Source organism: Nocardia sp. GCM10030253 (genome assembly GCF_042675075.1).
In the GTDB taxonomy this organism is placed as follows: Bacteria; Actinomycetota; Actinomycetes; order Mycobacteriales; family Mycobacteriaceae; genus Nocardia.
This window is the reverse complement of the sequence record NZ_JBHTDL010000012.1, coordinates 1-11674: the sequence shown is the minus strand read 5'-3', so window position 1 is coordinate 11674 and position 11674 is coordinate 1. Positions and strand designations below refer to the sequence as shown.

At 63.8% G+C, this 11674-nt stretch carries 13 protein-coding genes; 8 read left to right on the top strand and 5 right to left on the bottom strand.

What is annotated here, in order from left to right; all coding sequences use genetic code 11:
• The first annotated feature begins 47 nt into the window (after positions 1 to 47).
• Complete coding sequence (locus ACFQZZ_RS26450) at positions 48 to 266, top strand: MbtH family protein (protein WP_378686214.1); 219 nt, start codon at positions 48 to 50, stop codon at positions 264 to 266.
• A 115-nt stretch (positions 267 to 381) separates the two neighbouring features.
• A complete protein-coding gene (locus ACFQZZ_RS26445; RefSeq protein ID WP_378686213.1) occupies positions 382 to 624 on the top strand; it encodes a hypothetical protein in 243 nt (80 codons plus the stop codon).
• A gap of 63 nt (positions 625 to 687) precedes the next feature.
• Here the strand turns inward: ACFQZZ_RS26445 and ACFQZZ_RS26440 are convergent, their stop codons facing one another.
• On the bottom strand, positions 688 to 2034 hold the full coding sequence (locus ACFQZZ_RS26440; protein ID WP_378686211.1) for a helix-turn-helix domain-containing protein: 1347 nt from the start codon (positions 2032 to 2034) through the stop codon (positions 688 to 690).
• 258 nt (positions 2035 to 2292) lie between these two features.
• On the opposite strand from ACFQZZ_RS26440, the gene ACFQZZ_RS26435 reads away from it, so the two are divergent.
• Complete coding sequence (locus ACFQZZ_RS26435) at positions 2293 to 2481, top strand: hypothetical protein (protein ID WP_378686209.1); 189 nt, start codon at positions 2293 to 2295, stop codon at positions 2479 to 2481.
• A 131-nt stretch (positions 2482 to 2612) separates the two neighbouring features.
• Here ACFQZZ_RS26435 and ACFQZZ_RS26430 read toward each other — a convergent pair whose 3' ends face one another.
• Positions 2613 to 2786: a carboxymuconolactone decarboxylase family protein gene (locus ACFQZZ_RS26430; protein WP_378687095.1), complete on the bottom strand. Its 174-nt coding sequence runs from the start codon at positions 2784 to 2786 to the stop codon at positions 2613 to 2615.
• A 163-nt stretch (positions 2787 to 2949) separates the two neighbouring features.
• Between ACFQZZ_RS26430 and ACFQZZ_RS26425 the strand changes: the two genes are divergently transcribed.
• Complete coding sequence (locus tag ACFQZZ_RS26425; RefSeq protein ID WP_378686208.1) at positions 2950 to 4074, top strand: serine hydrolase domain-containing protein; 1125 nt, start codon at positions 2950 to 2952, stop codon at positions 4072 to 4074.
• Between the two features lie 225 nt (positions 4075 to 4299).
• Positions 4300 to 6081 carry an FAD-dependent oxidoreductase gene (locus ACFQZZ_RS26420; protein ID WP_378686206.1) on the top strand — a complete coding sequence of 594 codons (1782 nt, stop codon included), beginning with the start codon at positions 4300 to 4302 and terminating at the stop codon, positions 6079 to 6081.
• A gap of 364 nt (positions 6082 to 6445) precedes the next feature.
• On the opposite strand, the gene ACFQZZ_RS26415 is transcribed toward ACFQZZ_RS26420, so the two are convergent.
• A complete protein-coding gene (locus ACFQZZ_RS26415) occupies positions 6446 to 6697 on the bottom strand; it encodes a hypothetical protein (protein WP_378686204.1) in 252 nt (83 codons plus the stop codon).
• Positions 6694 to 7440: a TauD/TfdA family dioxygenase gene (locus ACFQZZ_RS26410; RefSeq protein ID WP_378686202.1), complete on the bottom strand. Its 747-nt coding sequence runs from the start codon at positions 7438 to 7440 to the stop codon at positions 6694 to 6696. Before ACFQZZ_RS26410 ends, ACFQZZ_RS26415 begins: the two co-directional genes overlap by 4 nt.
• A 98-nt stretch (positions 7441 to 7538) precedes the next feature.
• Between ACFQZZ_RS26410 and ACFQZZ_RS26405 the strand changes: the two genes are divergently transcribed.
• Positions 7539 to 7967 (top strand): NUDIX domain-containing protein, encoded by a 429-nt coding sequence (locus ACFQZZ_RS26405; protein ID WP_378686201.1) that lies wholly within the window; start codon positions 7539 to 7541, stop codon positions 7965 to 7967.
• A 250-nt stretch (positions 7968 to 8217) separates the two neighbouring features.
• Positions 8218 to 9246: an XRE family transcriptional regulator gene (locus ACFQZZ_RS26400; RefSeq protein ID WP_378686199.1), complete on the top strand. Its 1029-nt coding sequence runs from the start codon at positions 8218 to 8220 to the stop codon at positions 9244 to 9246.
• An 84-nt stretch (positions 9247 to 9330) separates the two neighbouring features.
• Here the strand turns inward: ACFQZZ_RS26400 and ACFQZZ_RS26395 are convergent, their stop codons facing one another.
• A complete protein-coding gene (locus ACFQZZ_RS26395; protein ID WP_378686197.1) occupies positions 9331 to 10575 on the bottom strand; it encodes a helix-turn-helix domain-containing protein in 1245 nt (414 codons plus the stop codon).
• A 580-nt stretch (positions 10576 to 11155) separates the two neighbouring features.
• Here ACFQZZ_RS26395 and ACFQZZ_RS26390 point away from each other — a divergent pair.
• Entirely contained in the window at positions 11156 to 11365 is a 210-nt protein-coding gene (locus tag ACFQZZ_RS26390; RefSeq protein ID WP_378686196.1) for a hypothetical protein, read from the top strand.
• Positions 11366 to 11674 lie beyond the last annotated feature (309 nt).

Genomic DNA, 11674 nt, shown 5'->3' with positions numbered 1-11674 from the left:
CGACCGCATTGCCGCCCCATTCCCCGTTTCCATCAGGAAGGTCCACCATGAACAACCCGTTCGACGACGATGACGCCCAGTTCTACGTCCTGATCAACGAGGAAGGCGAACACTCCATGTGGCCGATCTTCGCCGCCGTCCCCGGCGGCTGGACCATCGCCTACGGCGCCGCCCCCCGTGCCGCCTGCCTCGAATACGTCGAATCCCACTGGCTGGACATGCGTCCCAACTCCCTGATCGCGGCCATGCGCCCCGAGACCAACTGAATACGCGGGGCGCGCCGGCCACATCCCCTTGCCGGCTGGCGCGCCCCGCCTACATCACCACGCCGATCGGTAGATCACGCGTGCATAGTCATCCCAAGCGAGGATGATAGAAGACATGACAACCCGCCGAATCACCTTGACACTCCCCGAGGAACTGGTCGCCACCGCCGAATATGCTGTGGCGGCGGGCCATGCCAGTTCGGTATCCGCGTACATCGCCGATGCCGCCGAAGTCGGCAGAGCACGTGCGCCTTTCGCCGAGATGATGCCGAACACGAAGTCGACGAGGCCGGTCGGCGCCTGGCTGGCCGGCGTCATGCAGGGCAAGCGGCAGCGCGACGCTCGCAGCGTCGTGTGACGCTCAGCGCCGCAGCGTGGTGATGCTCAACGACCTGAGCGCCGTGTGACGCTCAGCGACCCGTCACGCTCTCGTCCGCGCGGAATCGCAGACCAGCCGAGCCTGTTCGCGCCATTCGGACACCGCCCGGCCGTGCTGGCCGGTCAGCGATGAGTCGAACTGCTTGGCGCGCTTGGTGACCGTGAGGCCGACGTAGGTGTGGCCGTTCGTGATCGCGCTGGTGGCAATCGCACACGCCTCGTCGACCTCACCGGAACTGAGCAGTGCCGTCGCGTGTTCGAACTGGACCAGGGCGGGCTCCATCGTCTCCTGCGGGTCATACAGCGAAATGGCGCGGGCCGCGGCGCTCGCGGTTTCCTCGGCACGGCCGAGCCGGGAATATCCGATGGCCTGATAAAAGGCGAGTTTTTCCGGGCGAAAGGAAAAAATTCCGACCGGCAGGTCTGCGGGAGCGACGCCGTCGAGCGCGGCGGAGGATTTGTTTATGCAATAGGCGAATTGGCCGGCGTCGCCGAGACTGGCATGTGCGCGTGCCGCCATTCCCCACAGCCAGGCGACGGCCGGACCATGTCCAGGATTTTCTGCGAGACGCGGGGCGAGTAGATGTAAAACTTCCTTCGGTTTATCGCTATAGGTAGGTAAATATGTCAAGCCCGCCAATGCGATGTCTTCCGAATAGCGGTCGCCGATGTCCTGCGCGGCATGGATGGCCGTCGTGTACCACAGTCGTGCCTGGCCGAAATGTCCCTCGTTGAAGAGGATCTCGCCGACAACGTTGGCCAGTCTGCCTGCCGTGCGGACCAGCCGAATCTGGTGGTGGGTCGCCTGCCGTTCGGCGAGACAGCCACGCACGGTGCGGAATTGGTCGAGGCTGGTGTGCAGCAACTCGTACGGCGGCACCTGGACCACCCGGGTGCCGAGTGTCTCGGCCGACTCCTCCAGTAGCCCGAGCCTGCGCTCGCTGATCGACCCGGCATCGAGTGTGGCCAGCATCTTCTCGGGCTCGTTCGCCACGAGGTCCGCCGCACGTCCCGCCAAGCCCGCGCCCATGCAGGCTAATAGTTCCCGCCGTCTCACGTCCTCATCCTCGACTTCCTTGTCGAGCCCAGTTTCCCTACCGAGCTTGATGTTCCGAACGAGCGCCGCGCTCGTATCTTCGGTCTCGTCGGCCACCGTGCGGCCCGCGGTGATCGCACGCTCGAATCGCGCGACGACAACTGAATCGGCTTCCGACAGCACCCCGTCGAGCAGGCGCCTGCTTGCGTCGTGCATCCGGGTTGTCCGGCCGTTTTCCCACAAGACCACGGTGCGCGGGGTGACGCCCACCAGGCGCGCGAACTCATAGCGGCTTCGCTTCATCGCCGCACGAAGGGCACGTACATCGTCGCCCGTCCAGTCGACTTCAACCATAGGTCCCGCTCCCTTGTACCAGGTTGATTCAATCGGAAATTACTCGCATTTACCTCTTTCGGGACTGTTATACGCCGAATCGCAACGCGCACGCTTAGTCGGCACCCGGCACCGGGGGTTATGCCCAAACCCCTTTCGGTGCGCCCGCTTTCCGGAACCCGGCGCACGGTCCCGACTCGGTCCGATCCAGCCGAGTCGAGCGCGGTTCCGGCGGCGCTCCTCGGTGTCGGGTGCATTTACTTTTCACGGAGGTGAACGATGGACGTACTGCGCTCGGATATCAAGGAATTGTGGCTCGTGCAGAGCCGCGATTGCGCACAGGAACCGGTAGGCCTCACCTACGACAGAGCCCGTTTCATCCTCACTGTCCACGCGGGCCACGGCGCCCGCTGCCGCCAGTACCTGGCCTCATCGGCCTACTGCTTCCGGCGCGCCGCCGAGAAGTAGGACGCCGAACAACACCGTTCCTGCGGCTCGATTATCAGCTCGTGGCGCGGTCGGCGAAGACCTTGCGAGCCACGGCGATTGCGTTGAGGGCGGCGGTATGTGCGGGAATGTCGGTGCGGGCATCGAAAACTTCACGAGCCGCGAACAATCCGTTGAGCGGCCGGGAAACCCGCGTAGACGCTGACGTGGATGAGGGTCTCCACGATCTCCTCGCGCGTGCAGCCGACATTCAGCGCGCCGTCGATGTGGAAGCGCAGTTGCGGCGCGGCATTGCCCATGGCAGCGAGCGCGGAGACGGTGGCCAGCTGTCGTTGCGGCAGCGTCAGGCCGGGACGGGACAGGATGTCGCCGTAGCCGAAGCTGGAGTGCGCTCCAATGCAAGCTCATCCTCGAGGCTGACGTGAAGTCAGGTGAATCTCGGGGTTCGGCCCGGATGTGCCGTGGGGCCGCGAATCTTAGCGTTGAGGTATGCGTCTTGTTCCGATCGTTGTGGCTACGTCCGCGGTTGCTCTGCTCGTCGGATGCTCATCGGACCCGAAGCCGACCGCGCCGGGAGTGTCCGACAGTCGGAAGCGGGCCGTACAGGCCGATATCGACCGCGTGGTGGAATCCGGTATCGCGGGTGCGATCGCCACTGTCACCGAGAACGGCACCTCAGTAGTGCTGACCAGTGGGGTCGCCGACCGCGATACCCGCGCGCCGATACCCGCCGACCCGCCACAACAGGTGCGGGTCGGCAGCATCAGCAAATCCTTCATCGGCGCGGTGGCGATGCAATTGGTGGCGGAGGGCAAGATTCGGCTCGACGAGCCGATCGACACCTATCTACCCGGCCTGCTGGTCGGCGACGGGATCGACGGCAAGGTCATTACCGTGCGTCACATCCTGCGGCACCAGAGCGGTTTGCCGGAATTGACCGCCGACCCGGGGATCGATGAGTATCAGATCGCGTTGCAGAACCGCACCGTGACTCCCGAGCAGGAAATCGCGAGCGTGCTGACCAGGCCCGCGGTGTTCGCGCCCGGCACGCAGTGGCAGTACAGCAACTCCAACTACATCGTCGCGGGCATGCTGGTCGAACGCGTCACCGGCGCACCGTATGCCGATGAGCTGAATCGGCGCATCCTGCAGCCGCTCGCGCTGAAGGACACCTATCTCCCCGGCGCCGGTGAGCGGGATATCCGAGGGCCGCATCCGAAGGGTTACGCCACCGTCGACGGTGTGATGACCGATGTGACGCGGATCGAGCCCTCGGTGCCGTGGGCCGCTGGCGCGATGGTGTCCACTGGCGCGGATCTGAATCGTTTCTACTCGGAGTTGCTGGCGGGACGGGTGGTGCCCGCGGCCCAGTTGGCCGAGATGCGTGCCGGTGTACCCATGGGCTCTGAACTGGGCATGGAGTACGGGCTCGGCATCGGGTCGACGCGCTTGCCGTGTGGTGCGGAGTATGTCGGGCACACCGGCGGAATATACGGATTCCTCACGATCTCCGGTGCGACGCCGGAGGGGCGGGCGGTGACGCTCGCGTTCACCGGTTCGCCGGAGTCCGAGCCCGACACGGTCGGGATGCTGACTCATGCGCTGTGCCCGTGATCCAGCAAGGAATTGTCATAAACATATGACTACCTTCGTCGACACTTGGATCTCTTGATCTTGGTCTATCTGCACTGTATTGCGCGCGTCTGACGCATCCGGGAATTCGACCGTCTCCTACGAGAATCACTGTTAACATTTCGCTCCATCGAGGCAGAGGCGCCCGGAGCGTGCGGCGCAACGTCGACGTTGTGGGCCGAGGTCGGGAGATTCACAGTGCGAGGCATGCAGTTCCCGTCGCAGTCGCGACGAACATTCATCAAGGCCGCCGGGTTCGCCGGTGGCGTCGCGGCGGCAATGACGTTGGCGCCCACCGGTCGCCGCGCGAGCGCCGTGCCGGGCCGATCGGTCGCGATATTCGGCGCGGGCCCCGCGGGTCTCACCGCCGCGCACGAACTCGCCGAACGTGGTTTCGCGGTCACCGTGTACGAGAAGCTGGACGCCGTCGGCGGCAAGACCCGCAGCATCTACGCCGACCCGAGCGGACTCCCCGGCGAACACGGATTCCGCAGCTTCTTCGGCTTCTATCACAACCTGCCGGACACGATGCGCCGAATTCCATTCCCCGGCAACGCAAACGGTACTTTCGACAATCTGGTCCGATTGAACGCGGCGATGGTCGCCGGGATGAATCGACACAACCTCACCGTCCCGCTGCCCTTCCCACTGCCGTTCTCGCAGTTCCCGATGACACCCAAGGGTTTCATCGACTCGGTGGCCTCGGTATTCGAGACGTTGTTCCGGTTACCGCCGCACGAGGCGGTCTTCGCGGCGGAGCGGCTGGCCGTCTACGTCTCCAGCAGCACCGAACGCAAACTCGGCCAATGGGAATGGATGACCTGGACCGACTTCGCACGGCTGGACAACTCCTCACCCGAGTACAACCGCTTCCTGGGCGACGGCTTCATCCGCGAACTCGTCGCGACGAAATCGGCCAACTGCAGCGCACATTCGATCGGGCTGGTCGGCGAGGAGTACGTGTGGTCGCTGTTGAATCTCAACAACAACAATGACGGCAGGGGCAACGACCGGGTGCTCAACGGTCCGACGACCGAAACCTGGATCAACCCGTGGATCGACTACTTACGCTCGATCGGGGTGACTTTCCAACTGGGGCAGCAACTTTCGAGTTTCGACACCGACGGCGCGCACATCGTTTCGGCCATCGTGACCGATCGGGGCGGCAGCAGGCATCCGGTCGAGGCCGACTACTACCTGTCGGCGATCCCGCTCGACAAGTTCCCGAATGTGTTGTCGGAGGACATGCTCGCGGCCGATCCCAGCCTGGGCCGCATTCGCGAACTCCAGGCCGCCTGGATGGTCGGCATCCAGTTCTTCCTGCGCAAGCGCGTCGATCTTGCCAACGGTCACGTCGGCTACAACGACGCACCATGGGGCCTCACCTCTATCAGCGAGGCCCAGTTCTGGCGCAAGCCACTGACGGCCTACAGCGACGGCACTGTCCACGACGTGCTGTCCGCGATCATTTCCGAATGGGACGAACCCGGCACCTTCAACCGCAAGACCGCCAAACAGTGCTCACCCGAGGAAATCGCCAGGGAGACCTGGGCGCAGATCAAAGCCCACGTGAACGACGACGGCGAAACGCAATTGACCGACGACATGCTGCACTCCTGGATGATCGACCCCGCGCTCACCGCCGCGGGCACCGCGGACGTCGACTACGACGACTCGATCTTCATCCAGAACGCCGGCTCCTGGGTAGACCGTCCCGAGGCATACACCGCCATCGACAACCTGTTCCTCGCCGGCGACTGGATCAAAACGCAAATAAACGTGGCCTGCATGGAGGGCGCCAACGAGGGCGGCCGACTCGCCGCCAACGCCATCTTGCACGCCTCGGATTCGGTGCAGACGCCCACACACATCCAGCCCCGGTTCACCATGCCGCTGTGGGAACCACTGAAGCTGATCGACCGTGAGCTCTACAAAGCGGGCCAGCCCAACATGTTCGATGTGATCGACCGCCGCTACCCGGCGCGCTAGAAGAGGTAGGTTTGCCTCCCTCCCGCGCCTCCGGTCGAACTCTCCGCCGATGCAAGCGTCAGCCTTATCGTTAGTCCTCCTCAGTGGCCGCGTGGTCGCCCTCGCGTCCGGGACCGGCGTCCGGTCCCTGCGGTCCGTCACGTATGGCACTCGCACCCCCTCTCACAGTCTCTGGGTGCGCGGCCCTATACCGAGCGATCACGCCGTCTATCTCGGCCTGCTGACGGGGCAAACCGGCCTCTGTCCGCAGCTCAGCCGCGATGCGCGCCATGGTTTCCAGGTCGGCCCGGCTTGCCTCCTTCGACCCGCGCGAACTCCGCTGGCTCGAGTCGGCCGCGCCACGGGAGTCGTCCGAGCGGCCCGTTCATGACCACACACATGATCGTGAGGCGCGGTGCAGCAGCCCGGCCGTTTCTAATGCAGACAGCGCGGCTTGCTTCTGCCTGCACTGCACAGAATCGCTATGCAAGTGAATCTGCGAAAGCCGGTGCGCCTGCTCGACGCTGAGCGGGCCGGGGTCGAAACCACAGTGGTCGTAGTACGGGTAAGCGTTCGGGTCGTCGGAGCCGTTCTCGAAGCGCACGGTCACGCGGACCGTGTCGAAGTCGACGTTCATCCGGTAACCACCACCGGCACGTCCGGCCTCGCGAATCCGGACGGAATCGCGAACTCAGGGTGGGGGTCCAAGCTCAGCCGGTACATGACTCGATTACCGGTAAACGCCGTCCGGCCATGCAGCCAACGATGGTTGTGCAGCACGTACCCCTGTCCCGGTTCGAGGGCGAAGCGCATGATGTGTCGTTTGATCGCGACAGTGAGCACGGGCAAGAAGCGGGTGATCTCCGGCGAGTACTTGACTAGTCCGTTATTGCGGTATCGGACCCGTATCCGGCCTCCCTGGGCATGCTCGAAGATCGAGCCTGGATATCCGGCGGCGCCACCGAAAAGCGCTGTGCGAGGCATAGCTAGCGCGTGTGCGGCTTCCGGGTCGTTCATCGCGAGATCGGCGTATACGCCGCATCCGTCGATCGCGACGCACTCACCGCCCGAACTGCTCTTGCGCCCGCAGACGACAAGCAGTAGCGCAGGTGGTTCTGTCACCCCCGATCGGTCGGTGTGGGGCGGGAGGGCACCCGTGCTGAATCCCTCGTAGCCGATCTTCTTGGCGAGGCCACCCCGGTCTTGGAGCGTTGTCACGCCGTCATCGTCGCTGTCGCGGTGCGCGACTATGCGACCCAGCGACGCTCCGAGCGTCACGAGCTGGGCTCGGGTGCTAATTCTGTCGAAGCGGGCAAACCCGTCTGCAGCGAGCCTTGCCGCCACCCCTGCCGCCCAATCCTGCTGCAAGTCAAACAACATGGGCTCAACCGTGCGCTGTGGGTTGCTGGCGCGTCCACTGACAGACTGTCAACGTCAACCACCGGCCTCTAGGCGATGGCCGATGCTAGCGTCGCGGTATGACTGCCTCCGGTTACGTGCCGCACATGTACTCGATATCAGTTAAAGGCGTGGTTGTTCGTGACGGTCGGGTATTGCTGCTGAAGAACGAGCGCGAAGAGTGGGAACTGCCGGGCGGCAGAATCGAAACCGACGAGACGCCCGAAGAATGTGTAGCTCGCGAGATCACCGAAGAGACGCAGTGGCCGGTTACCACCGGGCCGATTCTCGACTCATGGATTTACTACATCAACTCGGTCGAGAAGCATGTGTTCATCGTGACGTACGGCTGCTATCCGGACACCGACGCCGAACCGGTTTTGTCACACGAGCACAAAGAGGTCGGGCTGTTTCGTGCAGACGAGATAGCTGGCTTGAACATGCCAGACGGCTACAAGCGATCCATCATGACTTGGTTCGCTCAACTCCGGGCAGCGGAGAACGTCTAAAGGGGGACACGATTAGCGGCGACAGGTGCCAGGCATGCGGCGTCACCATCAGCCGCTACGCGAGCGAGCCCGTGTGTCCCACCTGTGCCGAAAACACCAGTGCTACGAGCCGGACCGTCGTCCGCGCTGCCCCATCGCGTCCGCCATTTGGTTATGGGCCGCACCCGAGGCAGCGACCGCGATAGCGACCCGCGACCTACCGACGATCCTTCGCACCTACCGACGCATCAACGGACTCAACCAAATCGCATTGGCCGAACTACTCGGCTACGACAAGTCATATGTATCGATGCTCGAAACCGGCCGCCGCGCAATTACCGACTTGGCTTCACGCCGACACATCGCGGCGCGGTTGGGGCTGCCCGCCCACGTACTCGGTGTGACCGGCACAGACGACGCAGAATACCGGGCCATGCTCCAATTCGGCGACAGCACAGTGCGACTCGCTGAGATCGCCCGCAAATCCGGCCACGCCGTCGAAGCCGTCAACGAGCTGTGGCCCCTGGTCGCTCGGTTAGAAGCCAGGGCAGCAGAGGGTCGGATGGAACGAGATAGCCTCATCCTGCTCGCACAAGCTCGGGTTGCACTCGGCGTCTCACTCGGGACGGTCCTGCCCGAAGAACGCCTATCATCGGCCGCCCGCTGGACCGGTCAGGCGGTCAAGGTGGCCGCTCACCTCGAAGACCCAGCGTTCTACGCTCACACCCTCCGCATGCACGGCAACGAGCTACGCAAAGCAGGCCACGTCAGCGCCGCAGTCGCCCGACTGACGCAGTCACTAGAGCTATCGATGGAGCCCGCAGACCAGGGCTCGACCCTTGCGTTCCTGTGTCGTGCGACCGGTGAACTCGGCGACAGTGTACGTTTTGACGCTTCCCTGCAACATTATCGGCAATTGTTAGAGCGAAATACAGGTAGCGGCTTGCTGTTCCAGCCGTTCACCTTGCGTGAAATCGAACTCCGCGGCCTGCTTGGAACGGGACGTGTCGTCGAAGCCGGTCGACTCCTGGACACCACGGTAGGAACACCTTCCGCCCCGCAGTGGCGCATCATCGAACGAGTGACGACAGGCGAGGTGCTTGTTGCGATCAGTGAGCCCAGTGCCGCTGCCGACGCCTTTGCAGAAGCTATCGCGGCAGCAGAGCGGCACCGTTTGCCGCATCAGATTCAGCGGACTATCCGGGCTGCGATCAAGACCGGCATGCGCGAATTGGCCGCTGGGGCTGAAGCAGTGCTGCAACGAACCCGCTCGCTACTTGTTCCGCACCGCTGCCCGTAGCGGGTCGCCGTAGTTCTGGCGCGAAAACAACGGATAGGCCGTACCCCATTGTATTGCTTGGCACGCCATGACAGCTGCTTGCGCTCAGCTGAGGCCCATTGCGCGTTCGAGGCTGGCCAGCCCGGCGTCGAACGCGGTGGGTTGGGCGCGGTGCAGCAGGTGTTCGACAAGGCCGCGGGCTATGGGGTGGTTATAGACGTAGTGCGGAGCGATCTCGGCGGCCTGGTGCAGCGTCGCTACCGCGGTGGCGTCCTGCCGGAGTTGGCTGTAGGCGCGGGCCAGATCTATGCGGTGGCTGGTATGGCGCTCCTTGGACGGCACGGCCTCCAGGTCGAAATGGCCTTCGCGGTCCAGCGCGACGTCTGGTCGGTCGAGTTCGACAGCGATCTCGGCCGCGTGGATGGCGACATTGCCGGGACCGAAAACGGTCTGGAAATCGTTGCGGTCCATACCCAATCGGGCGGCGACGCGCTCGGCCTCGCCCAGATGCTGGGCTGCGGTGCCGGCGTCGTGGCGGCGTGAAGCGGCGACCGCGCAACGCAGGTTGAGCGCACCGTAGAGCGACAAGACCTGTGGGGTAGGCGCTTTGAGCTGATCGGCCAGGTCGTTCATCGCGGCTTCGGCGACGGTGAAGACTTCCGATGGTGACCCGGTGTGCAGCAGCACGCCACATCTGTCCCATGCCGAGCACGCCTTGAGGAGCGGGTCATCGACTATGGCGGCTCCGATGGCCGCGTTCTCGACGGCGGTCCATGCCAGGTCGTGGTAGCCGAGCTGGTTGAGCGCCATGCGCGCGATGTGGCCGGTTTCGACGATGAGCCCATACACCACGTCCCGGTGGGGACTGCCTGCGGTGTCGAGGGCTCGGGTGTTGAGGGCTTCGACGAGTTCTGGCAGCGCCAGCATCACTTCGAGGAGGTTGGCGGCCTGGCGGCGACGGGTCACTCGGTCCACACTGTCGCGCAACGCGGACAGCGGTTGGGGTACACCGACGGCGTGTATGCGTGGGTGCCCGGACAGGATCAAACTGGTGCGGCGCAACGCCGTTCGCAGCTCGGGGACGGCGCTGTGCCCGGCGTTGTGCGCGGGCTCGCCCGGTTGGTACGGCTGCCCGAGCAGCCAGGCGACATCAATGTTGAGGACTTCGGCGAGTCTGTCGATCAGCGAGAACTTCTCGAGGGTCAGCCGACTGTTCTCGATCTTCTCGATCCATGACTCCGACCGGCCAACCAGTGCGCCTAGCTCGGCCTGGCTGAGGTTCTTCGCCTTGCGCGACCGGCGTATCCGGGCGCCCACGCTGTCGTTACTATCCCCACGACCGCTAGCCATGCCAATAGTCTATGGGTTCTGCTGACCTGAGCCCGTGACAACAAGCAGAAGGTTGTTTTCTTCGTGACCTGAACCCGTAACAAATTACGGGTCTCGACGCGCCGGAGTTGGCAGGCTGGGCAACCGAAGCAGGGCTTTATCGGCGGTGAGGATCGCAGCCCATACGGTCCATACCTCTCGACTTTCTAGAGAATACGTCAAGGGCCCTGCGCTCCATGATCGAATTCAGGAAATCGGAAGGGGTCGCTCGTGGCCACACCCCTGACCCGAAGTACTGGCCGGTCGCTTATTGTGGACCTGGCCTGCAGGGTTCTCGCGTCAGTGGGGGGCGGGGGTTGTGGAACTTTCCTGCGTGGAGATTCTTTTCGAAGTTTGCAAATGGATTGCTTTCAGAAATTCTCGCGCGGCCCTCCTGGATGATCTCGTGCTCTGACGAAAAAGTTCCCGGGCGCGCCATTGTGCTTCAGGTAGTTCTGAGTACTCGCGGGTTCGGAAACAAGTGCGCCCCCGCCTGCTAGGACAGGCGAGGGCGACTGAGCATCCGAATGTCCATGTCGCGAAACCTGAACAACGGAACACAATGAGAGTAACCAAACGACCCGCCGAAATCATCCCCGGAAAATCGGAGCGGCGGACCGGGCACTGGGCCATCGACCTGATCGCGCTGACCCTGATCGCGGCCACCGCGATCATTCTCGTGACCGTCGGCAATGCTGGTGTAGCAGTCCTTGCGGGGGCCAGCGGCTTCGTCGTGGCTGTCTACGAGGTCTGGCGCCGGAACAGGCCATAACCGACCCGCCATGGCCTGACCTCCAGGACGTCTGCCATGCACCCTTGGATGCCGGTCAACTCCGTTGCGGTGCAGGCTCTTCCGGTCGTATGACCAGCGGTTTGACGGTATCGTGTTGTCGCGCTGACCTTTCGGGCCATCGGGCACAGATGTGCCTGACGGAAGCTCCAGCTCATGCCGGGCGCGAGCTGCGATCGCGGGATGGCACATCGCAGCCCGTCGATACGGTCGGGTTGCCCGCGTGGTGCCGGTGTCCGATCTCAGGCGGCCGTGGTCTCCCACACGAATCCGTCCGGGTCGGTGAAGGAA

What these genes read in the sequence shown, in the direction of transcription:
- ACFQZZ_RS26450 (WP_378686214.1), top strand. Translation starts at nt 48, where the DNA reads ATGAACAACCCGTTCGACGACGATGACGCCCAGTTCTACGTCCTGATC.
- ACFQZZ_RS26445 (WP_378686213.1), top strand. Translation starts at nt 382, where the DNA reads ATGACAACCCGCCGAATCACCTTGACACTCCCCGAGGAACTGGTCGCC.
- ACFQZZ_RS26440 (WP_378686211.1), bottom strand. Translation starts at nt 2,034, where the DNA reads ATGGTTGAAGTCGACTGGACGGGCGACGATGTACGTGCCCTTCGTGCG.
- ACFQZZ_RS26435 (WP_378686209.1), top strand. Translation starts at nt 2,293, where the DNA reads ATGGACGTACTGCGCTCGGATATCAAGGAATTGTGGCTCGTGCAGAGC.
- ACFQZZ_RS26425 (WP_378686208.1), top strand. Translation starts at nt 2,950, where the DNA reads ATGCGTCTTGTTCCGATCGTTGTGGCTACGTCCGCGGTTGCTCTGCTC.
- ACFQZZ_RS26420 (WP_378686206.1), top strand. Translation starts at nt 4,300, where the DNA reads ATGCAGTTCCCGTCGCAGTCGCGACGAACATTCATCAAGGCCGCCGGG.
- ACFQZZ_RS26415 (WP_378686204.1), bottom strand. Translation starts at nt 6,697, where the DNA reads ATGAACGTCGACTTCGACACGGTCCGCGTGACCGTGCGCTTCGAGAAC.
- ACFQZZ_RS26410 (WP_378686202.1), bottom strand. Translation starts at nt 7,440, where the DNA reads ATGTTGTTTGACTTGCAGCAGGATTGGGCGGCAGGGGTGGCGGCAAGG.
- ACFQZZ_RS26405 (WP_378686201.1), top strand. Translation starts at nt 7,539, where the DNA reads ATGACTGCCTCCGGTTACGTGCCGCACATGTACTCGATATCAGTTAAA.
- ACFQZZ_RS26395 (WP_378686197.1), bottom strand. Translation starts at nt 10,575, where the DNA reads ATGGCTAGCGGTCGTGGGGATAGTAACGACAGCGTGGGCGCCCGGATA.
- ACFQZZ_RS26390 (WP_378686196.1), top strand. Translation starts at nt 11,156, where the DNA reads ATGAGAGTAACCAAACGACCCGCCGAAATCATCCCCGGAAAATCGGAG.